The sequence below is a fragment of the Streptomyces sp. NPDC059994 genome (assembly GCF_042737755.1).
Lineage (GTDB): Bacteria > Actinomycetota > Actinomycetes > Streptomycetales > Streptomycetaceae > Streptomyces.
This window is the reverse complement of the sequence record NZ_JBHWUR010000015.1, coordinates 36,394-59,908: the sequence shown is the minus strand read 5'-3', so window position 1 is coordinate 59,908 and position 23,515 is coordinate 36,394. Positions and strand designations below refer to the sequence as shown.

The window sequence follows — 23,515 nt, the reverse complement described above, 5'->3', positions numbered from 1 at the left end:
TGAGCCTATCCGGCCGGTGGTGGTGGCATGTCCGCCGGTGTCCCGGCCGGGCCTGGTGGGGGCACTGGCGCGGCCTCCTCGCGCGCGTGGCCGTGCTCACCGCCCCGTGCGCCGGTGCCGCTCGTCCCGCCCATCAGGATCCGCTCCAGCTCGGCGCGGCCCGGCAGACGGGCGGGGCGGACCGTGTCCCCTGTACGTACGTACAGGAAGGCGGCCGTCACGGATTCCAGCGGGACGCCGTGCTGCTCGGCCCAGGCGAGGCGGTAGACGGCGAGCTGGAGCGGGTCGCCGGTGGCACCGCGGCCGGTCTTCCAGTCGACGATCTCGTACGTGCCCGCCCTCTCGCCCGGGTACACCGCGTCGATACGGCCGCGGACCGCCCGGCCCGCCAGCGTGACCTGGACCGGCGCTTCGATGCGGAGCGGGGTGCGCCGGGCGTACGGGGAGCGCTCGAACGCCTCCTTGAGGGCCGCCAGGTCGCGCTCGTCCGCGATGTCGGCGTCGCTCTCGTCGCCGCCGGGGAGCTCGTCGGGGCCGAGCATGGGCAGCGGCAGCTCCTCGAAGCGGGACTCCACCCAGGCGTGGAACCGGGTGCCGCGGCGGGCTGCCGGCTGCGGCGGCTTCGGCATCGGGCGGGCCAGCTCCTGGGCGAAGCCGTCCGGGTCCGCGGCGAGCCGCAGCAGGTCGGAGGCGGTGAGCGAGGGCGGTACCTGTACCTCGCGGCTGGTGGCGCGGGCGCGGCGGAGCTCGGTGGTGAGAGCCTCCAGGTCGCGGTCCCAGGAGGCGATGGCGCGGCGCTCCTCGGGGGTGAGGACGCGCTGCGGGGCGGAGTCGGTATGGGGGCGGGAGGGCTGGGCGGGCACGTCGGCGCGCGCGTGGCCGTCGGCCGGTGCCGGGCGCTCCGCCGGTGCCGGGCGCTGAGTCGGTGCCGGGCGCTGAGTCGGTGCCGGGCGCTGAGTCGGTGCCGGGCGCTGAGTCGGCAGGCTCTCCCAGCCGTCCTCCAGCGCGGAGAGGGCGTCCAGGTCGTCCGCGTCCCCGAAGGCGTCGAAGTCGTCGAAGTCGTCGGGCGGGAACGGGTCGTCTTCGTAGAAGCCGTCCTCGTGGAACCCGTCTCCGGAAGGGAAGTCGGCCTCCACGCGCGCGTGGACCGAGTCGTGCCGCGCGTAGTGCGGCTCGGCATCGGCCGCCCCCTCCGCGTCCAGGTACGCCAGGACCGTCCCGGCCGCCGTCCGTCGGCGTGCCAGCGACGTGGGGTCGAGCGGGAGCGGCCACGCGTGCGTGGCGGCCGACTCGCTCAGGGCCGGGTTCTCGGCGTCCTCGGCCGGTGCGTCGGCCCAGACCTCGATCTCGCCGTGGCCCGCCTCGCAGTGGGCGTACAGCGCCGCCAGGAACTCGGACGGGCCGCGTGGCTTCTTCTGGGTCGGGCCCCACCAGTGGCCCGAGCCGAGGAGCAGCGAGCGGGGACGCGTGAACGTGACGTAGCCCAGGCGCAGTTCCTCGGTGTGCTGGTGCTCCTTCAGCTCCTCCTTGAAGGCCTTGAGGCCCTTGGCGTCCCACTCCGGAGTGGCCGGGAGGGTCGGGGCGTCGCCGCGCAGCGCGTGCGGAAGGACCTTGGCCTGGGCCGTCCAGGCCTCCCGCGACTGGGTGGAGGGGAAGGTTCCGTTGACCAGGCCGGGGACGGCGACCACGTCCCACTCAAGCCCTTTGGACTTGTGGGCGGTGAGCACCTTCACCGTGTTCTCGCCGCCGGGCAGGGTGTTGTCCAGGCCCTTCTCGTACTGGGCGGCGGTGCGCAGGAAGCCGAGGAAGGCGAGCAGCGAGGCCTCGCCGTCGAGGGCCGCGAACCCCGCGCCCATGTCCAGGAAGTTGGCGAGGGTCTCGCGGCGGCGGGCGGCCAGGGCGTGCGGCGAGGCCGAGAGCTCGACCTCCAGGCCGGTGGTGGTGAGCACGCGGTGGAGCACATCCATGAGCGGATCGGCGAGCGAGCGGCGCAGATCGCGCAGCTCGGCGGCGAGCCGGGCGAAGCGGACCCGTGCCTCGGCCGAGAACGGCAGCCCGTCGTCCTGGCCGTCGCCCGACTCCAGGAAGGTGTCGAGCGCGTCCGCGAGGGAGATCACCTCAGCCGGGTCGACGCCCTCCACGGCGTCCGCGAGCCGCTGGGCCGGGTCGTCGGACCCGGCCCTCTCACGCCGTACGAGATGGCGGGCGCGGCGGCCGAGCAGGGCGAGGTCGCGGGGGCCGATGCGCCAGCGCGGGCCGGTCAGGACGCGCACGAGCGAGGCATTGGCGCCCGGGTCCTGGAGGACTTCGCAGACCGCCACGAGGTCGGCGACCTCGGGAAGGTGGAGCAGCCCGGAGAGGCCGACGACCTCCACGGGGATGTCGCGCGCGACGAGCGCGCCCTGGATCTGCGGGAAGTCCCCCGCGGTCCGGCACAGGACGGCGATCTCGCCGGGCTCCTTGCCGGTCCGGACGAGGTGCGCGAGGGAGTCCGCGAGCCAGTCGATCTCTTTCTCGTGGGTGTCGAGCAGGGCGATGCGGACCGTGCCGTCGCGCTCGGCGCCGGGGGCGGGGCGCAGCGCCTCCACGCCCGCGTGCATCGCGCGCAGCGGCGCGGCCAGCGAGTTGGCGAGGTCGAGCAGTCGGCCGCCGCTGCGGCGGTTCTCGCTGAGCGAGTGGCGGGTGGCCGGGCGGCCGTCCGCGTACGGGAAGTGGCGCGGGAAGTCGTCGAGGTTGGCCACCGAGGCGCCACGCCAGCCGTAGATGGCCTGGCAGGGGTCGCCTACGGCGGTCACGGCGTGTCCGGTCCCCTCTCCGAACAGGGCGGCGAGCAGCCGGCGCTGGGCGACCGATGTGTCCTGGTACTCGTCGAGCAGCACGACGCGGAACTCGTCGCGCAGGATCCGGCCGACCTCGGGGCGGGTGAGGGCGAGCTCGGCGGAGAGCGCGATCTGGTCACCGAAGTCGAGCAGGTCACGGGACTTCTTGGCATCCCGGTAACGGACGGTGAGGTCGAGGAGTTCCAGCCGCCCCTCGGCCGCTTCGGGCACCTTGCGCAGATCCGCGTTGCTGAGCCTGGCGCCCTCCAGCGCCCGGAGCAGCTCCTGGTCGTACGCGCGCAGCTCCTCCGGTCGTACGAGGTGCTCGGCGAGCTCCGCGTCCAGCGCCAGCAGGTCGCTGACGAGGGAGGCGAAGGACTTGGTCAGCGCGGGGTAGGGGCCGGGCGCCTCGCGCAGCACACGGGCCGCGAGCTGGTAGCGGGTGGCGTCCGCGAGCAGCCGGGAGGTGGGCTCCAGCCCTATCCGCAGACCGTGATCGGTCAGGAGCTGTCCGGCGAACGCGTGGTACGTCGAGATCCGGGGCTCGCCCGGGGGGTTGTCGGGATCGATCGCGTCCGGGTCGGTGATGCCCGCGCGGACCAGCGCCGTCCGGACCCGCTCGGCGAGCTCGCCCGCGGCCTTGTTGGTGAAGGTCAGGCCGAGGACCTGCTCGGGGGCGACCTGCCCGGTGCCGACCAGCCAGACCACCCGGGCCGCCATGACGGTGGTCTTCCCGGACCCGGCGCCGGCCACGACGACCTGCGGGGCGGGCGGGGCGGTGATGCACGCCGTCTGCTCCGGGGTGAACGGGATGCCGAGGAGCTCCTTGAGCTCTTCGGGGTCGGTGAGGATGGGCACCCCAGAGAGGCTAACGGGGACCACTGACAACCGTGGTCCCCGATCGCGCTGGTGTGAGACTCCCCGCACCCCCGCCCGGAACGCGGCCGGCCGTCAGGCCTGGCTCGTGCCCGGGCGTCGGTCCTTCAGCCGGCGTCCGGCCTCAGGCCTTCAGCCCGCCGGTCCCTCCGGAGCCGGAGCCACCGTCCGGCGTCACGCCGAGCTTCTCCAGGTCCATGACCTGATCGGCGGGCGGAGGAGTGATCGTCACCGGCTTGTCGTAGTCACTGAAGGTGACGGTGCCCGGCTCGTCGCCACCCGTCTCGGCGACCTTCAGCAGACGGGCCGGCCCCTGCTTGGCGACGTACATCGTCACGGCGGAGCCGTCGCTCTTCTTCTTGGTCAGCGTGACCGCGCGCACACCGGCGACGACGGTGTCGGCGCCCTTGGTCATCCCCGTGCGGTCGTCCTTGTCGTCGTCCATGCCCGCGACGAGCTCGGAGAGCACGCAGAACTGGCCCATGTCGTCGTCGGAGCTCTTGCCGTGGCGCTTCTTGGACTTCGAAGGGGCCTGCGTCGGCATCTTCATCCAACGGCCCTTGAGGACCTCGACCATGGCGTCGGTCTCCTGCTTCGAGGTGCCGTCCTCCTTGGCCATGGCCCGGTAGAACTCCTCGTCGCCCTTCATGTAGTAGGCCTTGGCGTCGGCCTTGAGTATGCGGGCCGTGCCGCTCTTGACACGCACGCTGCCGGAGCAGTTGCCCACCCGGGTGACCGTGACCTCCAGGCTCATGTGCTCACCGTCGGAGATGCCCGACCCCGCCACCTTCACGGTGTTCGCCGCCTTCGTCACGCCGACCGCCTTCTCGGCGATCGCGTCGGGGGTCATCCCCGCGAACGGGTCCACGGGGGTCGCGGAGGCTGTCGCGGACGGCTTCCTGGCCTCGGAAACGCCCTTGGCCCTGTTGTCACCTTCCTTGCCGCACCCAGCAAGACCGGCGACAGCGGTCGTACCGACCACCGCGACGACCAGGACGTTCCGACTGACCCGCATGCGTCTCTCCTCAGGACTGGTGAACCGGAGACATCGTGCGACTGTCGTGCCCCCGTCACTACAGCGGCCCTCCGCCCCAAAACGTCACTCCAGCACCTGCCGCCCTTCCGGCTGGGCGGAGCACGACGTACGGAAGGTGCAGTTCGTGCAGTGCTGGCCCGGGTTCGGCGTGAAGTGCTCGTCCAGGACGCGGCCCGCGGCCGTGGCCAGGAGGTCGCCGACCCACTCCCCCGCCAGCGGCTCCTGCGCCTGGATCTTCGGGTACGCCTCGCCGCCCTCCTTCTTGGGGGCGGGCTGACGCAGATGGACCAGCTCGGCGCCGCCGGACGCGGGGCGCTCGCCCGCGAACGCCTCGTCGACCGCGCCCCGCTCGACCGCCAGCTGATAGACCGCCAGCTGCGGATGCGCGGCCACCTCGTTCGCGGTGGGTGCCTGCTTGCCGGTCTTGAAGTCGACGACATAGGCGCGGCCCGCCTCGTCCTGCTCCACCCGGTCCATGGAACCGCGGATGCGGACCTCGTACTCGCCCGCCTCCAGCGTCACGTCGAAGTCGTGCTCGGTGGCTACGGGGGTGCGGCCCGTCCGGTCGAGCGTGTGCCAGCGCAGGAAGCGCTCCAGCGCCACGCGCGCGTTGTCCTTCTCCTGGGCCGACTTCCAGGGCGCGTCGAAGGCCAGCGCGTCCCACACCGAGTCCAGCCGTTCCATCAGCACGGCCAGGTCGGCGGGCGTACGCCCGGAGGCGACCTCGTCCGCCAGTACGTGCACGACATTGCCGAAGCCCTGCGCGGCGGTCGCGGGCGCGTCGGCCTTCACCTCGCGGCCCAGGAACCACTGCAGCGCGCAGGTGTTGGCGAGCTGGTCGAGCGCGCTGCCGGAGAGCACGACCGGGTGATCTCGGTCGCGCAGGGGAACCGCGGAGCGCGTCGGCTCGTTCAACCCCCACCAGCGGTCCGGGTGGGCGGCGGGGACGAGCGGCTGGCCCTCGTCGTCGGTGAGGGCCGCGAGGCGGGCGAGGCGGCGGGCGGCGGCGTCCCGCAGCGGCTCGGACGCCTCCGGGTCGACGGTGGTGGCGCGCAGCTCCGCCACCAGAGCGGCGACGGCCAGCGGGCGGCGGGGCCGGCCGGTGACGTCCTTCGGCTCCTCGCCGAGCTCGGTGAGGAAGCGGGAGGGCTGGTCGCCGTCGTCGGCCGGGGCCTTGACCGCCGTCACGACGAGACGGTCGCGCGCGCGGGTGGCGGCGACGTAGAAGAGGCGGCGCTCCTCGGCCAGGAGGGCGCCGGGGGTGAGCGGTTCGGCGAGGCCGTCGCGGCCGATGCGGTCGGCCTCCAGGAGCGAGCCGCGGCGGCGCAGGTCGGGCCAGAGCCCTTCCTGGACGCCCGCGACGACGACCAGGCTCCACTCCAGGCCCTTGGAGCGGTGGGCGGTCATGAGGCGTACGGCGTCGGGGCGCACGGCGCGGCGGGTGAGGGTGTCGGCGGCGATGTCCTGGGCGTCGACCTCCTCCAGGAAGTTGAGCGCGCCCCGGCCGCCGGTGCGCTCCTCGGCGCGCGCCGCGGTGTCGAACAGCGCGCACACCGCGTCCAGGTCGCGGTCGGCGTTGCGTCCGGCCGTGCCGCCGCGCAGCGCGGCGCGTTCGAGGCGCTGGGGCCACGGGGTGCCGCTCCACAGCTCCCACAGGGCCTCGGCCGCGGTGCCGCCGCCCTCCAGGAGCTCGCGGGCCTTGCGCAGCAGCGCGCTCAGACGCTGGGCGCCCCGGGCGTACGCGGGGTCGTGCGCGACGAGCCGCTCCGGCTCGGCGAGCACGCGCGCGAGGAGGACGTCGGAGGGCGGCGGCACCCGGTTGCCCGCCGCCCGCTCCTCGTCGCGCAGGGCGCGGCCGAGGCGGCGGATGTCGGCGCTGTCCATGCCGCCGAGGGGCGAGGTGAGCAGGTCGAGGGCGGTTTCGGGGTCGAGCCAGGTGGGCGGGGTGTTATCGGCCGCCTCACTGTCGGCGGTCGCGCCACCGCTCTCCTCGGCCCCCTCCGCCGGACCCAGCAGCGCCGCCGTCGCCACCGCCCGCAGGGCCGTCAGCAGGGGCGTCACCGCGGGCTCGTGGCGCAGGGGGATGTCCGTGCCGTCCACCTCCACCGGAACGCCCGCCGAGGTCAGGGCGCGGCGCAGGGCCGACAGGGCGCGGGTGCCCGCGCGGGTCAGGACCGCCATGTCGTGCCACGGAACGCCCTCTTCCAGATGGGCGCGCCGGATGATGTCCGCGATGTTCTCCAGCTCCGTGGAAGCCGTCGGGTAGGTGTACGACTCGACGCGCCCGCCCGCGCGTACCGCCGCCAGCTCGCGGTGCGCCCGTACCTTCTCGGACGGCAGGCGCGGCATCGGCATCCGCCGGGTCAGCAGCCGGGTCGCCTTGAGGAGCGCCTCGCCCGAGCGGCGCGACGTCGTCAGCACCTCGACCGGCGCCGGAGTGCCGTCGGCACGCGGAAACGTGTCCGGAAAGTCGAGGATCCCGTTGACGTCGGCGCCCCGGAACGCGTAGATCGACTGGTCCGGGTCGCCGAAGGCGACCAGCGTGCGCCCCCCGCCCGCGAGGGCCCGCAGCAGGCGGACCTGAGCCGGGTCGGTGTCCTGGTACTCGTCCACGAACACCGCGTCGTACGCATCGGCCAGAGCGGGCCCGTACGAGGGGGCGGAGGAGGAGATGTGGGACGGCGTGCCGGAGTGCGGCGCGCGCTCGGCGAGCAGCACCGCCCGGTGGACCAGCTCCGCGTAGTCCAGTACGCCCTGGAGGTCGAGGACATCGAGATATTCGGCCAAGAACGCGGCCGCCGCACGCCAGTCGGGGCGGCCGGTGCGCCGGGCGAAGTCGGCCAGCGCGTCCGGCCCCAGGCCCAGCTCCCGGCTGCGGGCGAGCACCGCGCGCACCTCGTCGGCGAAGCCGCGCGTGGTCAGACAGGCGCGCAGTTCGTCGGGCCAGCGGACGGGGGCGAGCCCCTCGCGCTCCAGGCCGAGCTGACCGGCCAGCAGATCGCGCACGGCCACGTCCTGCTCGGGGCCGGACAGCAGCCGCAGCGGCTCGGCGAACAGGTCGGCGTCCTGGTGGGCGCGGACCAGGGCGTAGCAGTAGGAGTGGAAGGTGGTGGCCTGCGGGCCCCGGGTGCCGCCCAGGCGCAGCGCCATCCGGTCGCGGAGCTCCACCGCCGCCTTGCGGCTGAAGGTGAGGACGAGGATCCGCTCGGGGTCGGTCCCGGCGGCCACCCTGGCCGCGACCGCCTCGACGAGCGTCGTGGTCTTGCCGGTGCCCGGTCCGGCGAGGACGAGCAGCGGCCCCCGGCCATGGTCAACCACCGCCCGCTGCCGTGCGTCCAGCAAAGGGGGGTCCACCGGCTTCAGCGGGGTACGTACCAGTCGGTACGCGCCGGCGGACCGCCGTCGTACCTGGGGGTACGTCGTACGCCCGGTGAAGGAGGAGGAGCTCACGTGGATCGCCGGTCCTGGTGGGTGTGCTGATGATGAGGGTGCGGACGGGGGCCGTGCCGACTGTCGACGGTACGCCGAAGCGCGGCCGGCACGCAGCGGGTCATCCGTACGGGCCTGCGGCCGCCCCCGGCGACGCCCGATGGCCGAAGCTGTCAGATATGAGCCGCCCCGCCGCCGACCTCGCACTCCGCGCCGGCCGCCCGCGCGGCGACCGCTGTCTCTCCGGCGCGCGCAGAACGGCTCCCCGCGCCATCGCCACCTTCCGCGCCGCCGTCCCAGCGCGCACGGCGCATGTCGAGGCGCGGCAGATGCCCCTCGGCGGCGCGGCTCGCCTCGCGCAGCGGCGTGGACTCCTCCCGGTAGTGGCCGAGGGCGCGCAGCTCGTGGCCCGGCAGCAGCGCCCCGTCCGAGCGCACCACGCGCCACCACGGCGCGGCGGCGCCGTACAACGCCATGACGCGTCCGACCTGGCGGGGACCGCCCTCGCCCAGCCATTCGGCGACGTCCCCGTACGTCATCACCCGGCCGGGCGGGATCTGCTCGGCGACGTCCAGCACCCGTTCGGCATACTCCGGGAGTTCCGGAAGCTCATCGCTCACCCTGTCCATCCTGCCGTACGCCACCGACAGTGGAGCGGGGAGCAGGCTCCCGTTGGCCGCGCGCACCATGGCCACAGGGCGCGCATCACACGGCGTACGCCCTCTCGACGCACCCTGATGCCCCCTTGCGGAGCCCGGTCATGCCACCATCATGCGGGCGGTGACCGTTGATACGAGAGCACGAAGACCAGACCGGCGAGACAGCGGACCAGACGGCGAAGGAGCGGGGCGTGCAGCCACCCGAAGCGGCGGCCGGCAGCACCCCGGAGACGGGGGCGCGGTCCGACGTACCCGCTTCCGGCGCGAAGGCCGCGCCCAGCCGGCCGGCCGCGCCCGAGGCCCCGGCCGGCTCCCCCGCGCCCGGCGCCAGGGCCTCGTCCGTGCCCCCCTCCGGCGCCACGGCCACCTCCGCGCTGCGCGGGGCGGCGGAGGAAGGATCCGGGTCCCGCTTCGAGGCCTGTGAGAGTTCGGGGGCCATCGAGCGTGTCTCCGTGGACGAACCCCTGCTCCCCGCGCGCGTGCACCGCCCCTCCGACCTCGTACGGCTGATCAGCGGCGTACTGGCCATCGCCATCGTCCTCACCATCGCCGCCATCGCCCACCACACCACGTCCGGCCTCGAACAGGACATCAGCAAGGGCTCGGACCAGGCGCCGGACGTACTGATCCGGCTGGCCGGTCTGGTCTCCTCCATCGCCGTACTGATCCTGCCGGTCGCCTTCGCCATCGAGCGGCTGATCAAACGCGACGGGCTGCGCATCGCGGACGGTGTACTCGCGGCCGTGCTCGCCCACGGAGCCGCCCTCGCCACCGATCTGTGGGTGGCCAAGTCGGCGCCCGAGTCGATCACCAGCGCGCTCACCCAGCAGTCCGGCACGGGCGGTCTCACCGACCCCGTGCATGGCTATCTCGCCCCGGTCATCGCCTATATGACGGCCGTCGGCATGGCCCGCAGACCGCGCTGGCGGGTTGCCCTGTGGGCGGTCCTGCTGCTCAACTCGTTCGCCGTGCTCGTCGGCGGCCAGACGACCGCGTTCTCGATCCTCGTCACGGTCCTGCTCGGCTGGACGGTCGCCTACGGAACGCTGTACACGGTGGGGTCGCCCAACGTCCGGCCCACCGGCCAGACCCTCCTCGCCGGGCTGCGCAACGTGGGCTTCCGGCCGCTCACCGCGATGCGCGCCGAGGATGTCCCGGACTCCATGGAGCAGGGCGACCGGGGCCGCCGCTACTTCGTGACCCTGGAGGACGCGCCGCCGCTCGACGTCACCGTCGTCGACCGCGAACAGCAGGCCCAGGGCTTCTTCTACCGGGTGTGGCGGCGGCTGACCCTGCGCTCCATCACCACCCGCCGCTCCATCCAGTCGCTGCGCCAGGCCCTGGAGCAGGAGGCGCTGCTCGCGTACGCGGCGATCGCGGCCGGGGCGCACGCGCCGAAGCTCATCGCCACCTCCGAGCTCGGCCCGGACGCCGTGATGCTGGTGTACGAGCACACCGGCGGGCGCTCCCTGGACTCGCTGGCCGACGAGGAGATCACCGACGATCTGATGCGCAGCGCCTGGCGGCAGGCGCGCGCGCTGCAGTCGCGGCGCATCGCCCACCGCAGGCTCGCGGGGGACGCGATCCTGGTGGATCGTTCCGGCACGGTCATCCTCACGGATCTGCGCGGCGGCGAGATCGCGGCCGGCGATGTGGTCCTGCGCATGGACATCGCGCAGCTCCTGGTCACCCTGGGGCTGCGGGTCGGCGCCGAGCGCGCGGTGGCCGCCGCCGTGGACGTGCTCGGCCCGGACACCGTCGCCGACAGCCTGCCGCTGCTCCAGCCGATCGCGCTGACCCGCTCCACGCGCGCGACGCTGCGCCGTCTGGCGCGCGAGCAGGCGCAGCGCGAGCGCGAGGCCGTCATCGAGGCCTCGCTCGCGGCCAAGGAGGTACGGGCAGCCGAGGCGGCGGAGGCCCGACAGCGCGAGGCCGAGGTGCCGAGCGCACCCGAGCAGCCGTCTGCCGCCGGGGACGAGCGCAAGGCCGTACGGGCCGAGAGCAAGGCCGTGCGCGCCGAGAAGAAGGCCGAGAAGGAAGCCATCGACGAGGCACTGGAGAACGTGCGCGAGGACGATCTGCTCACCCAGATCCGCGCCCAGGTGCTGCTGATCCGCCCGCAGGCGCCGGTGGAGCCGGTGCGCCTGGAGCGCATCAAGGTGAAGACCCTGCTGACGTTCGTCGCCGGTGCCATCGCCGCGTACTACCTGCTGGTGCAGATCACCCACATCAAGTTCGGCGATCTCGTCGCGAACGCGCAGTGGGGCTGGGTGGCGGCGGCCGTGCTCTTCTCGGCGCTCTCCTACCCGGCGGCGGCGGCGAGCCTGCTGGGCTTCGTCCCTGAGAAGGTGCCGTTCAGACGGGCCGTGATCGCGCAGGTCGCGGGCTCGTTCGTGAAGCTGGTCGCCCCGGCGGCGGTCGGTGGTGTCGCCCTGAACACCCGGTTCCTCCAGCGCGCGGGGGTCCGCCCCGGCCTCGCGGTGGCGAGTGTGGGCGCCTCGCAGCTCTTCGGACTCGCCTCGCACATCTCGCTGCTGCTGGTCTTCGGCTATGTGACGGGCACCGAGAAGACGCCGGACCTGTCGCCGTCCCGGACCGTGATCGCGGGTCTGCTCACGGCGGCGGTGCTGATCCTGGTGGTCACCACCATCCCCTTCCTGCGGAAGTTCGTGGTCACCCGGGTCCGGTCGCTGTTCGCCGGAGTGGTGCCGCGCATGCTGGACGTGCTCCAGCGGCCCCAGAAGCTGCTCACCGGCCTCGGCGGAATACTACTGATCACGGGCACCTTCGTGATGTGTCTGGACGCGTCCATCCGGGCGTTCGGCTCCGGCGACAACACCCTCAGCTACGCGAGCGTCGCGGTCGTCTTCCTCACCGCCAACGCACTGGGTTCGGCCGCCCCGACGCCGGGCGGTGTCGGGGCGGTCGAGCTGGCGCTCTCCACGGCCCTGACCATCGCGGGCCTGCCGGCCGAGACGGCGGCCTCGGCCGTGCTGCTCTACCGGCTGCTCACCTTCTGGCTGCCGGTGCTGCCGGGCTGGCTGTGCTTCAACTACCTGACCCGCAGGGGCGAGCTCTGACAGACCCGCGCAGGGACCCCGGCCACCCGCATGGCCTGCGGTTTCGCGCGGGTCCCGGCTGACGGGCCCACGATGGGGAGCATGGAGAACTCCGCCGCCCTGCGTGCCGCCTCTCTCGCCACCGCCACCGCCGCCGTGCTGCTCGCCGCCACCGGGTGCTCCGACAGCGGGACCAAGGAGTCGTCCCCGGCCAAGGCGTCGGCGCTCGCCTCCCAGAAGCTGAACTGGAAGAAGTGCGGCGCGCCCTCCCAGGCGGAGGGAAGCGGGGACGCGCCCTCGCCGCCGCCCGGCGGGGGCGAGTGGAAGTGCGCCACCATGCGCGTGCCCCTCGACTACGACAAGCCCGACGCCGGGTCGGTCGAGCTCGCGCTCATCCGGGCCGAGGCCCGCGAGAAGGACAAGCGCATCGGGTCGCTGATCTTCAACTTCGGCGGCCCGGGCGGCTCCGGGGTGACCACCCTGCCCGCCGCGGCGGGCGACTACGACAAACTCAGGGCCCGCTACGACCTGGTGAGCTTCGACCCGCGCGGGGTCGGCTCCAGCGCACCCGTGGAGTGCGAGAGCGACAGCCAGCTCGACCGCTACTTCGCGCAGGACTTCACACCGGACGGCGCGGCCGAGGAGAAGTCCCTCACCGACAACATGAAGTCGTTCGCCGCGACCTGCCAGTCCAACTCGGGGCGGGTCCTTCCCCATGTCGGCACCACCAGCGCCGCGCGCGACATGGACCTGATGCGCCAGGTGCTGGGCGACGACAAGCTGTACTACTTCGGCATCTCCTACGGGACCGAACTGGGCGGGGTGTACGCCCACTTGTTCCCCAAGAACGTCGGCCGGGCCGTCTTCGACGCCGTCGTCGACCCCACCAGCACCGCCGAGCAGGGCGCGCTCGGGCAGGCCAAGGGCTTCCAGCTCGCCCTCGACAACTTCGCCCAGGACTGCGTGGACCGGGGCGACAGGTGCCAGCTGGCGGGATCGAACCCGAAGGAGGTCGAGGCCGGCATCGTCAAGCTCCTCGCCGGCCTCGACAAGCAGCCCGTCCCGGGCAGCGGCACCCGCATGCTGACGCAGACCGAGGCGACCAACGGCATCGCCCAGGCCCTCTACTCCAAGGAGTACTGGCAGCTCCTGGAGCAGGGCGTGGACGAGGCGGAGGGCGGGAACGGCGCCCTCCTCCTCGCCCTTTCCGACGCGATGAACGGCCGGGCCAAGGATGGCACCTACAGCAACATCCAGGCGGCCAACACCGCCATCAACTGTGCTGATTTCAAGGATCGTTACTCACTGGACCAAACGAAGGCCAAGCTGCCGGAGTTCCGCAAGGCGTCCCCCGTTTTCGGCGACTTCCTCGGCTGGGGTCTGCTGGGCTGCACCGCCTGGTCCGTGCCCGGCCAGTGGAGCACCCCCGACGTGAGCGCGCCGGGCGCGGCGCCGATCGTGATCGTCGGCAACACCGGCGACCCGGCCACGCCGTACGAGGGCGCCAAGCACATGGCGGAGAAGCTCGGGCCGGGCGTCGGGGTGGAGCTGACGTACAAGGGGCAGGGGCACGGGGCGTACAACAGCGGCAGCAAGTGCGTGCAGGACGCGGTGAACACGTATCTGCTGGACGGCAAGGCCCCGGCGGCCGGGACGGTCTGCCAGTAGCCCGGGCGAGCTCCCGACCCGCGCCGGACGGGGCCCGGGGCCGGTTCCGCGTAGGGCCCGGGGCCCGTGCCGGGCGGGCTGGCGGGGCGTTGTCAGTGGGTCCGCCTACGATGACTGGACTTGATTGACTCGGCCTGCGGGGGGCGTTCATGAACGGTCTTGTACGTGTACGGGCAGGAGCGCTGGCCGCCGTCGCCGTGCTGGCGGCCGGGCTGCTCGCGGGCTGCGACTCCGGCGGGAAGGCCTCAAGCGCCGCTCCCCCGCCGAAGAGCACGGCCTCGGCCGCGCCGACACGGAGCACGGACGACAAGGCGCGGGCGCTTCCGGACGCGCTCACCGGGCAGCGGCCGCGCTGGAGTTCGTGCAAGAGCTCAGGATGGCAGTGCGCCGAGGTCAAGGTTCCGCTGGACTACGCGAAACCGGCCGGTGACACCATCTCCGTCGCGCTCGTGCGCAAGCAGGCGCGCGACAAAAACAAGCGGATCGGCTCGCTGCTCTTCAACTTCGGCGGCCCCGGCGGCTCGGGCGTAGAGATCCTGCCGCAGGCCGCGGACACCTTCCGCTCCCTCGACTCCCGCTACGACCTCGTCGGTTTCGACCCGCGCGGCGTCGCCAAGAGCTCCGGCGTGGTGTGCCGCGACAACAAGGAACAGGCGGACGCCGAGCGGCGGATCGACGCCACCCCGGACACCCCGGCCGAGGAGGCGGCCTTCCTCAAGGACGGCGCCGACTTCGGCGCGGGCTGCGCACGCCGCTCCGGGAAGGTCCTGCCGTATGTGGGGACGAGCAACGCGGCCCGGGACATGGACCTGCTCCGCCAGGTCCTCGGCGACGCGAAGCTCAACTACTTCGGAATATCGTACGGAACCGAACTGGGCGGCACCTACGCCCACTTGTTCCCGCACAACGTGGGGCGGACCGTCCTGGACGCGGTGGTCGACCCGACCGCCGACACGGTGGGCCACGCCCGGAACCAGGCCACGGGCTTCCAGCGTGCGCTCGACGACTACGTGAAGTCGACCGGCCAGGACCCGAAGGCGGGCACCGAGCGGATCGCGAAACTCCTGTCGCGGCTCGACGAGCGGCCGCTGCCCACGGCGGGCGGGCGCAAGCTCAACCAGAGCCTCGCACTGACCGGCATCGTCATGCCGCTGTACTCGAAGGAGAGCTGGCCCTACCTCACCCAGGCGCTCACGGAGGCCCAGGAGCGCGGCACCGGCAATCTGCTGCTGGCGATGGCCGACTCGTACAACGACCGTTCCAAGAGCGGCCGTTACGGGACGCAGAGCCACTCGCAGCGGGCGATCTCCTGCGACGACAGCAAGGCCCGGCCGACCGCCGCGCAGGCGAGGGCGCTGCTGCCCGAGTTCCGGAGGATATCGCCGGTCTTCGGGGAGTTCCTGGCCTGGGACACGGCCGGCTGGTGTGCGAACTGGCCGGTGCCGGGCGAGCGGGACGTGCCGGAGGCGAGCGCCCCGGGGGCGGGTCCGGTGCTGGTGGTGGGCACCACCGGCGACCCGGCGACCCCGTACGAGGGCGCGAAGAAGATGGCGGACAAGCTGGGCGCGGGAGTGGGGGTGCTGCTGACCAACAAGGGCGAGGGCCACGGCGCGTACACCAAGGGCAACACCTGTGTGATGCGGACCGTCGACGCGTATCTGCTGGAGGGCAAGGTCCCGGCGAACGGGACCGTCTGCTCGTCCTAGCGGACCGGGAGCGGCCGGGCTCCGGTCCGGCCGGGCGGCCGTCAGGCGTGGGCGCGCTTGAGGGTGCGCAGGATCAGCCACTGGTCGCCCCAGGCCATCGCCGTGCCCAGCACCGCCATCACGATTCCGACGACGAGGCTGCCGCTCGCCGCGCCCATCGCGAGGCCGGCGAGGCTCAGGCCGAAACGGACCGCGAAGCGGACGCCGAGCAGGCCGAGGGCGAGCAGACGGGTGCGCTTCTTCTTCCAGAGCGCCCTCATGCAGCGCATCCGGGCGCGGAGCACGGTGAGCGTGAGGGCGATGTTCAGGACGGCCACGACCGGGATCAGCCAGTAGACCACCGGGTACGCGCGGGCGATGTCGAAGACCCCGGCGAAGCAACCGGCCAGCGGGAAGTACCAGTTGGGCAGACCCTTGATCTCCGGCTGCGCCGCGGCCCCGGTCTGCACCGAGGTCCCGGGCCGCTCCTCGGTCCCCGTCCGGGCCTCGGTCCCCGTCCGGGCCTCGGTCCCCGTCCGGGCCTCGGTCCCCGTCCGGGCCTCGGTTCCAGCCGTGCGGACCTGGTTCTCGATTGCCACCGTGCTCATCACAGTGCCCCCTTCGCGTGCTCTCTCTCGCTGACAAGAAAGAGCTTCGCTCGGGGGGCACCGGCCACGGCAGAGATGACCGTCCCGGGTCCCGCAGGACAAATGTCCTGCGGCCCCGGATCAGTATCAGTAGACAGGCTTCTCCGGCTCGATCTGGTGGACCCAGCCGATCACGCCGCCGCCGACGTGGACCGCGTCCGCGAAGCCCGCGGACTTCAGGACCGCGAGCACCTCGGCCGAGCGGACGCCCGTCTTGCAGTGCAGCACGATGCGCTTGTCCTGCGGCAGGTCCTGGAGGGCGTTGCCCATCAGGAACTCGTTCTTCGGGATCAGCTTGGCGCCCGGGATGGAGACGATCTCGTACTCGTTCGGCTCGCGGACGTCGATGATCTCGATCTTCTCGTCGGCGTCGATCCACTCCTTGAGCTGCCGGGGAGTGATCGTCGAGCCGAGCGCCGCCTCCTGTGCCTCCTCGGACACGACGCCGCAGAAGGCCTCGTAGTCGATGAGCTCGGTGACGGTCGGGTTCTCGCCGCAGATCGCGCAGTTCGGGTCCTTGCGGACCTTCACCTGGCGGTACTGCATCTCCAGGGCGTCGTAGATCATCAGACGGCCGACCAGCGGTTCGCCGACGCCCGCGAGGACCTTGATCGCCTCGGTGACCTGGATGGAGCCGATGGACGCGCAGAGCACGCCCAGGACGCCGCCCTCGGCGCAGGAGGGGACCATGCCCGGCGGCGGGGGCTCCGGGTAGAGGCAGCGGTAGCAGGGCCCGTACTCGGACCAGAAGACCGAGGCCTGGCCGTCGAACCGGTAGATCGAGCCCCACACGTACGGCTTGTCGAGCAGCACGCACGCGTCGTTGACGAGGTACCGGGTGGCGAAGTTGTCCGTGCCGTCGACGATCAGGTCGTACTGGCTGAAGATGTCCATCACGTTCTCGGCTTCGAGCCGCTCTTCGTGCAGGACCACGTTCACGTACGGGTTGATCCCCAGGACCGAGTCCTTGGCGGACTCGGCCTTGGAGCGGCCGATGTCGGCCTGGCTGTGGATGATCTGGCGCTGCAGGTTCGACTCGTCGACCTCGTCGAACTCGACGATGCCGAGCGTGCCGACACCGGCGGCGGCCAGGTACATCAGGGCCGGCGAACCGAGGCCGCCGGCGCCCACACAGAGCACCTTGGCGTTCTTCAGCCGCTTCTGCCCGTCCATCCCGACATCGGGAATGATCAGGTGGCGCGAGTACCTGCGGACCTCGTCTACGGTGAGCTCGGCAGCCGGCTCTACCAAGGGTGGCAGCGACACGGAAACTCCGTCGGTCGGTATGTCAGTACGGTTGTTCTTCCCGCAACACTGCCACGCCGCTTCTCATTCCGAGATACCCGGTCCGATACGCGAGACGATTTCGTCCCAGTAGCCGGGCAGTGTCTCGAATGGGTTCATTTGTCCCCCGTCGTCGCCGCGGTCGGTGAAGTAGATCGTGCCCGCGCCCTGCCAGCGGGCGATCCGCAGGGCCTCGTCGAGGTGGGTGCGGGGCACCCCGTGGACGAAGTGGCAGAAGCGCTCCTCCGGGTAGTCGGCGGTCCACTCGGCCACTTGCGACCACCGGTACCGGCTCCACGGGCCGGTGAAGGTGACGAGCTGGTCGGCGGTCTCCGCGTAGCCGGGGTACGGGTGGGTGCCCTGGCCGAGGACCAGGTGGGCGCCCTCGCGCAGGGCCCGCAGGGTCGAAACCGTGCGTCGCACCTCCGGCAGCGCGTCCCGGTCCGTGGGACATCGGTCCAGGAGGAAGCCGTCGACGCGGTACCAGTCGAGGAACCGGTGTGCGTCGGAGATCTGCTCGCCGAAGGAGCGGGTCCCGTACGCGGTGTCGAGGTGGCCCAGGACGCGGATGCCCGCGTTGCGCAGCTTTCCGGCGGCCGCCAGGCAGTGCGGGTCGGGCCGGGCGCCGGGGCCGTCGGCGACGTTCATGACCGCCCAGTGCAGCGGGGTGCCGGGGCGGGTCAGCTCGGCCCACTCGACCGGGGCGACCAGCGGGTGCGCACAGCCGGGGACGCCGAACCCGAGCCGCCCGGAGGTCGCCGCGCGCGGGGACCCGGTTGTGGTCAGATGCGGCACGCCGCCTCCATCCAGATGTCGGCCAGGGACTCCTCCAGGTTGATCCGGGGCCGCCAGCCGAGCCGGTCGCGCGCGGTGCGGACGTCGGCCTGCTGCCAGCTGCCGCAGCCGTCGGGGTACGGGGCCTGGGGGGCTGCCAGATGCTCCAGGACGGCGTCGGCGGAGGGGCGGGGGGCGCCGATGACTCCCGGCCGCAGGCCCGGCCCGGCGTCCAGTTCGTGCAGCGCGCCGCCGTACCCGGCGACCCGGGCGAGGACGGCGGCCGCGTCGCGCAGCTTCACCGAGCGGCCGGTCCCGATGTTGACGACGCCCTGGGCGGCCGAGAGCGAGGCGGCGTGCACGGCGCGGGCCACGTCGCGGACGTCCACGAAGTCGCGCTGCACTCCGAGCCCGGCGAGTTTGAGTTCGCCGTCGCCGGACTGCATGGCCCGGCGCATCGCCTCGGCGAGGCGGCCGAGCGGGGATCCGGCGGGGGTGCCCGGCCCGACCGGCGAGAAGACCCGCAGCACGATGGCGTCCAGGCCCGAGCCGAGGACCAGCTCGGTTCCGGCGAGCTTGCTCACGCCGTACGGGCCGCCGGGGCGCGGCACGGCGTCCTCGGCGGTGGAGGACCCCGGCTGGGAGGGCCCGTATTCGGAGGCGCAGCCGAGCTGGACCAGGCGGGCGCCGCAGCCGCTGCGGCGCAGGGCCTCGCAGACGGTGGCGACGGCGACCGTGTTGTGCCGGGTCAGCTCGCGGGCGCCGCCGCGGGTGGCGCCGGCGCAGTTGATGACGACCCCGGGGTGGACGGCGTCCAGGAAGCGGGTGAGGGCTCCCGGGCTGCCGGAGGCGAGGTCGAACCGTACGTCGGCGTCGTCGCCGCGCCCGAGCGCGGTGAGCTGGACTGCCGGGTCGGCGAGCAGGCGGTCGGCGACGAAACGGCCCAGATATCCGTTGGCACCGAGTAGTAGCACCCTCATCGCGCGGCCTTTCCGTGCGGTCGGCAGGAGGCCGGGGGCAGGGCGGTCATGTGTCTCGTTCTCCTTCGGGCATCAGTGCGCGTCAATGCGTGTAGTGCTGTTCGGGGGTCGATGGGCGTGCGGAGTGGGCCGAGGCGCGGGCGAGGACCGCGGTGGCCCTGGCGAGCAGGGCGAGGGCGGCGGTGCCGCAGACGGCGGCCGGGACGGCTCCCGCGCCGCCCGCCTCGACGACGGCGGTCACCGGGCGGGCGAGGACGCCGCAGCCCGGCAGGCGGCCGGCGAGCACCAGGGCGAGGGCGGCCGCCTCGGCGCAGGCCGCCGCCCGCAGCCCGGCGGCGCCGGCCGGTGCGAAGCCGTGCAGGGCGAGCAGCCGCGCCAGGAAGAGCAGCGCGCCGGGTGCGGCGGCGGACGCGAACGAGCCGTGCCCGTACGCGAGTCGGCCGGTCAGCAGGACGGCGGCGAGGACGGACAGGAACAGGGCGACCGCGCCGAGCAGGAGCGGGCGGGAGCGGCCGGCGAACTCCTCCAGGCCGCGGCTGGTGGCGAGGCCGCGCCGGGCGCGTACGGCGAAGAGGCGGGCGCACCAGGTGGCGGGGGCGACGGCCAGAGTGAGGCCGACCGCGGCCGCCGGGTCGGCGGCCCAGCCGTCGGGGCCGGTGGGGCCGCCGTCCGGGCCACCCGCGACCAGTGCGGCCAGGAGGCCGTTGCCCGCCACGGCGTAGGCGGCGAGCCAGAGCGCCCACGGCAGCCCGGCGCCGCGGCCGGTCCGCAGGGGGCCGCGCCGGACGGCGTACGCGAGGGCGGCGCCGACGGCGGCGGTCCCGGCGCCGATCACGGCGAGCCGTGCCCCGCCGACGGTGAGCCGGCTCGCGGCCACGGTGAGGGCGCACAGGGCGCCCGGCAGCAGCGCGCGCAGCACCCGGAACACCCGCCCGGCGGGCTGGGGCGCGGGCCCCAGGTCGTGGGGCGGCGGTTCGGTGCCGCGCGGCACGCGCGCGTAGAGCTCCTCGGCGAGCGAGAACACGTCCCGGTGTCGGAAGCGGGCGGCGGTCCGGTCGGTCACCCCGTGCGCTTCGAGCCCGGCGGCGATCTCCAGCGGGTCGACGGCCCGCTCGCACAGCACCCGGTGCCGGTGCATGAGCGCCTTCACCGGGTCGGCGGAGCCCCGACGGGCGCGGGGGCGGGGGGCGGACGCGGGGGGTCGGTCCGGGGCCGAGGGCCTCCGGGGTGCGGCGGACTCCTCGGCCTCGGTGGGCTCTTGGGCCGCGACAGGTTCCTGGGCCGCAGCCGGATCACGGGCCGCAGAGGGTCCCGGATCTTCCTGGGGTGCCGGGCCCTCCGAGGCAGCCGGAGCATCCCAGGCCGAACCGGCCGCAGGGCGGGAGGAGTTGGCGGTGGCGGGCCCCTGCCGCGCCGCGCCCGCTGCTCCCGTCGCGCTCGCCGTGCCCGTCGAACCGCCCTCCCGCGAGACCGGGTTGGGTTTCGCAACCGGGAGGCGCTGGCCTCGTACGCCGGTGGGGCGCTTGCGGATCGGGTCGGCCAGCAGGGCCTCCGAGCGGATGTCCCAGGCGCCCGCGCTTTCGGGGGCGCGCGGGATGTCGTTGTCGGCGGGGCCGTCCGTCGGCCGGCTCGTCGGGGGGCGGGTCATCGTGTCGCCTCCTCGGCGTGGGCGGAGCCGGAGCGGCCGATGTGGGGCGGGGTCGGGCCGGGGCCGCTCGGGTCCGAGGGGGTCGGGGCCGAGTGTCCGGGCGCGGTACGGGAGGGGCCGGAGTGCCCAGTTGTGGAGTGGCCGGATCCGGCGGGGGCACCGGGGTCGGCCGCTGTCGCGCCGGACGGGTCCGGGTCCGTGGCACGGCCGGTCGCCCGGACCGAGCCCCTACTTCTCGCCCCGCCGCCGCGCGCACCCGCGTCCGCCCAGCTCGGGGAGTACCCGGCGACCTTGGAGGGGGCGGCCGGGGCCGCCCAGCTGCCCGGGACGTGGGCCTCGGCCGGGTGGGCGAACGGCACCGGGTCGCCGCTCGCGTCCACGGTCTCCCGGCGCACCGGGCAGTGGGACATCAGCTCCAGGTAAATGCCGCGAAATGCCGCGAGGTTCTGCTCGACCGTGAAGAGTTCGAGCGCGCGGGCACGGGCGGCGGCGCCGAGCCGTTCGCGCCGTTCGGGGTCGCGCAGCAGCGCCACGCACGCGTCGGCCAGCGCGCGGGGGTTGCGCGGCGGCACCACGAGGCCCGTGCCGCCGATGACCTCGACCACCGCGCCCGCGTCCGTGGAGACCGTGGCCCGGCCGCAGAACATCGCCTCGACCAGGCTGACGGGGAAACCCTCGACGACGCTGGAGAGCACGACGACGCTGCCGCCGGCGTACGCGTCGGCCAGCTCCGGCGCGCCGGGGCCGCCGATCTCCTCGAAGGAGACCGGGTTTTCCCCGACCGCGTGCGCGTCCACGGCCTCGTCGGGGAAGAGCTGGGCCGCGAGGGCGCGGCAGTGGGCGAGGTAGGCGGCGGACTCGGGCGACAGGGGGGAGACGGGAGCGCCGGATCCGTGGGCCCCGCCGCCGTGGCCGGAGCCGCCCGCGTATCCCGGGCTGACCCCGTAACCAGGCCCGGCGCCGTACGCCGGGCCTGTCTCATACCCATGGCCGACCCCGTATCCCGGGCCGTCGCCCCCGTACGCCGATCCGGCGCCGTACGACGATCCGCCCCCGTAGGACGACCCCTCTCCGTACCCCGAACCGGCCGCAAGGCCCGGCCCGGACCCGTAATCCGAACCGCCCGCGTACCCCGAACCGCCCACGTACCCCGAACCGCCCGACCCGCCGGAACGGCCCGCGCCGAACCCGTGGCCCGCCCCGTCGTACCCGGCGGAGCCCCGCCCGGCCGCACCGAACCCGTGGGCACCGCCGCCAAAAGCACCGCCGCCAGAAGCACCGCCACCGAAAACCGCCCCGCCGAACCCGGCCGAGCCGCGCCCCGCCGAGCCGAACCCGCGAGCGCCACCGCCGAACCCGGCACCGCCGCCGTCCCCCACGAAGTCCCGCCCGGCCCGCCGGGCACCGTACCCGCCGACCGCGCCCCCACCGCACCCCCCGCCCGATGCGGCCCCGGACGCCTGGCCCGCGTAGAAGATCCGCAGGCGCGCGTCCGGCACCGCGCGGCGGACCTCCGCGAAGGCGTGGAGCAGGGCGATGAGGTCCTTGGCCGGGTCGATACGGCCGACCCAGACCAGCGTGGCGGGGTCGCCCCCGCTCGTGTCCTCGCCGACCGCCCGGAAGCGGTCGGCGGCCATGCCGGGGTACACCGTGCGCAGCTTGGCGCGGTCGGCGCCGCACTTCTCCTGCCAGCGGCGGGTGTGGGTGTTGCCGGGGGTGATGAGCGCGGCCCGCTCGTACACCTCGGCGGCGAGCCGCCGGTGGAACGCGGCCATCAGCGCCCGCACCGGGACGCGCGCGTCGCCCGCCGCGAGGTACTGGGCGCGCAGCTGCACCCCGTACTCGGTGACCAGCAGCGGAACTCCGAAGAAGCGTTTGGCCAGCAGTCCCGGGAGCGCGGCGGAGCCGCCTCCGGCCGCATGGCAGAGGTCGACGTCGCCGAGGCCCGCCGCGTCGTACCAGTCGAGCGAGAGGGGGCGCAGGGCGCGCTCCAGGAGGTCGGCGAAGGCCAGGTAGTCGGGGACGCGCGCGGCCTGCACCGCGCGGCTAGCGCCGGGGGTGCGGCAGGCGGCCTCCAGTACGCGCACGGCCGTCTCGGAGCGCAGGGCGCCGGACAGCCCGCCGCACTCGTGGGCGAGGTCGGCCAGTCCGTACAGCGCCTCCGCGAACCGCGACGACCCGCCGGTGGGGGCGGTACCGACAACCGGCGCGCCGCCTGTGGCAGCGGTACCGACGACCGGCTCCGCGCCCGTGGCACCCGTGCCGACGACCACCTTGCCGCCCATGGCGAGGGCGTCGAAGGAGACGGTCAGGTCGGTGATGGTCAGGGCATTCGGGTCCGAGGCCCGGCCTCCGCTCCCGCCCGGCCGCTGCCCGGGCACTCCCCTCAACAGCCCTTCCCGGCCGGGCACCCCGTTCCGTGCGCGCCCCACCGCGTCCGGTCCCGAAGACGCGTTCCCGCCGTCCGCGCCGCCCGGTCCCGCCAGGCAGATCGCTCCGGCCAGTTCGCGGAAGCAGGTGGCGAAGCGGTGCCGCTCGCGGCGGCCGAGGCGGCGGGGCGGCATTGCGCTCGTGTGGGAGTGCGCCCACTCCTGCGGGGCCCACAGCGGGGCCGTGCGCACCCGGCGGACCTGGGGCGGCAGGGCCACCCAGCCGTGTTCCTCCTGGGCCGCCGTGCGGCTCAGCGCGTATATGTCGAACTCGTGCCGCGCGAGCCCGCGCACGAGCCGGTCGCACCACAGCCCGGACTTGCCGGTCGTGTACGGATACCCGCCGTCGGTGAGCAGTCCGATCCGCAATGTACGCACCCCCGATCTCCCTGGTGGGCGGCCGCCGTTGCACCGGCGACTCGCAGCGGGATGAACGTAAGCGGATACGACGGTGGCGGGGGGGGGGGGTGTGGAGAGCGGGCCCCGCGTGGGGGGATTTAAAGAGATTTTTCCGGCGCGGGG

13 protein-coding genes are annotated in these 23,515 nt (G+C 73.9%); 3 read left to right on the top strand and 10 right to left on the bottom strand.

Going from position 1 to position 23,515, the window contains the following annotated elements; genetic code table 11:
• Positions 1-5 precede the first annotated feature (5 nt).
• From ACFWA7_RS11150 to ACFWA7_RS11135, 4 genes are all read right to left on the bottom strand, one after another.
• Positions 6-3,707, bottom strand: coding sequence for a UvrD-helicase domain-containing protein (locus ACFWA7_RS11150; protein ID WP_385822416.1), 3,702 nt, complete (start codon positions 3,705-3,707; stop codon positions 6-8).
• A 112-nt stretch (positions 3,708-3,819) separates the two neighbouring features.
• Entirely contained in the window at positions 3,820-4,710 is an 891-nt protein-coding gene (locus ACFWA7_RS11145; RefSeq protein ID WP_385822414.1) for a hypothetical protein, read from the bottom strand.
• Between the two features lie 84 nt (positions 4,711-4,794).
• Positions 4,795-8,181 carry an ATP-dependent helicase gene (locus ACFWA7_RS11140; RefSeq protein ID WP_385822412.1) on the bottom strand — a complete coding sequence of 1,129 codons (3,387 nt, stop codon included), beginning with the start codon at positions 8,179-8,181 and terminating at the stop codon, positions 4,795-4,797.
• Positions 8,182-8,333: 152 nt separating this feature from the next.
• Complete coding sequence (locus tag ACFWA7_RS11135) at positions 8,334-8,789, bottom strand: MGMT family protein (RefSeq protein WP_385822457.1); 456 nt, start codon at positions 8,787-8,789, stop codon at positions 8,334-8,336.
• 221 nt (positions 8,790-9,010) lie between these two features.
• Between ACFWA7_RS11135 and ACFWA7_RS11130 the strand changes: the two genes are divergently transcribed.
• The 3 genes from ACFWA7_RS11130 (at position 9,011) to ACFWA7_RS11120 (ending at position 15,252) form a co-directional block, all read left to right on the top strand.
• The gene (locus ACFWA7_RS11130) at positions 9,011-11,899 is read left to right on the top strand and encodes a lysylphosphatidylglycerol synthase domain-containing protein (RefSeq protein ID WP_385822410.1); all 2,889 of its coding nucleotides are present in this window, start codon (positions 9,011-9,013) and stop codon (positions 11,897-11,899) included.
• Positions 11,900-11,980: 81 nt separating this feature from the next.
• Positions 11,981-13,546, top strand: a complete 1,566-nt coding sequence (locus ACFWA7_RS11125; protein WP_385533980.1) for an alpha/beta hydrolase — start codon at positions 11,981-11,983, stop codon at positions 13,544-13,546.
• 149 nt (positions 13,547-13,695) lie between these two features.
• Positions 13,696-15,252, top strand: a complete 1,557-nt coding sequence (locus tag ACFWA7_RS11120; protein ID WP_385822408.1) for an alpha/beta hydrolase — start codon at positions 13,696-13,698, stop codon at positions 15,250-15,252.
• Between the two features lie 41 nt (positions 15,253-15,293).
• Here ACFWA7_RS11120 and ACFWA7_RS11115 read toward each other — a convergent pair whose 3' ends face one another.
• The 6 genes from ACFWA7_RS11115 to ACFWA7_RS11090 all read right to left on the bottom strand — a co-directional run bounded on the left by ACFWA7_RS11115 (position 15,294) and on the right by ACFWA7_RS11090 (position 23,362).
• Complete coding sequence (locus ACFWA7_RS11115) at positions 15,294-15,839, bottom strand: hypothetical protein (protein WP_385822406.1); 546 nt, start codon at positions 15,837-15,839, stop codon at positions 15,294-15,296.
• Between the two features lie 126 nt (positions 15,840-15,965).
• Positions 15,966-17,144: an adenylyltransferase/sulfurtransferase MoeZ gene (moeZ, locus tag ACFWA7_RS11110; RefSeq protein WP_371654574.1), complete on the bottom strand. Its 1,179-nt coding sequence runs from the start codon at positions 17,142-17,144 to the stop codon at positions 15,966-15,968.
• 63 nt (positions 17,145-17,207) lie between these two features.
• Positions 17,208-17,957 carry a spherulation-specific family 4 protein gene (locus ACFWA7_RS11105; RefSeq protein WP_385822404.1) on the bottom strand — a complete coding sequence of 250 codons (750 nt, stop codon included), beginning with the start codon at positions 17,955-17,957 and terminating at the stop codon, positions 17,208-17,210.
• A complete protein-coding gene (locus ACFWA7_RS11100; RefSeq protein WP_385533968.1) occupies positions 17,945-18,916 on the bottom strand; it encodes an NAD-dependent epimerase/dehydratase family protein in 972 nt (323 codons plus the stop codon). The genes ACFWA7_RS11105 and ACFWA7_RS11100 overlap by 13 nt, the downstream gene beginning before the upstream one ends.
• Positions 18,917-18,998: 82 nt before the next feature.
• Positions 18,999-20,564, bottom strand: a complete 1,566-nt coding sequence (locus ACFWA7_RS11095; protein WP_385822402.1) for a hypothetical protein — start codon at positions 20,562-20,564, stop codon at positions 18,999-19,001.
• Positions 20,561-23,362 carry a DUF3492 domain-containing protein gene (locus tag ACFWA7_RS11090; protein WP_385822455.1) on the bottom strand — a complete coding sequence of 934 codons (2,802 nt, stop codon included), beginning with the start codon at positions 23,360-23,362 and terminating at the stop codon, positions 20,561-20,563. Before ACFWA7_RS11090 ends, ACFWA7_RS11095 begins: the two co-directional genes overlap by 4 nt.
• Between the last annotated feature and the right edge of the window lie 153 nt (positions 23,363-23,515).

Bases quoted from the DNA above. Each gene is read 5' to 3' on its own strand.
- ACFWA7_RS11145 (WP_385822414.1), bottom strand. From the start codon at position 4,710: ATGCGGGTCAGTCGGAACGTCCTGGTCGTCGCGGTGGTCGGTACGACC.
- ACFWA7_RS11135 (WP_385822457.1), bottom strand. From the start codon at position 8,789: ATGGACAGGGTGAGCGATGAGCTTCCGGAACTCCCGGAGTATGCCGAA.
- ACFWA7_RS11125 (WP_385533980.1), top strand. From the start codon at position 11,981: ATGGAGAACTCCGCCGCCCTGCGTGCCGCCTCTCTCGCCACCGCCACC.
- ACFWA7_RS11120 (WP_385822408.1), top strand. From the start codon at position 13,696: ATGAACGGTCTTGTACGTGTACGGGCAGGAGCGCTGGCCGCCGTCGCC.
- ACFWA7_RS11115 (WP_385822406.1), bottom strand. From the start codon at position 15,839: ATGAGCACGGTGGCAATCGAGAACCAGGTCCGCACGGCTGGAACCGAG.
- ACFWA7_RS11100 (WP_385533968.1), bottom strand. From the start codon at position 18,916: ATGAGGGTGCTACTACTCGGTGCCAACGGATATCTGGGCCGTTTCGTC.
- ACFWA7_RS11095 (WP_385822402.1), bottom strand. From the start codon at position 20,564: ATGACCCGCCCCCCGACGAGCCGGCCGACGGACGGCCCCGCCGACAAC.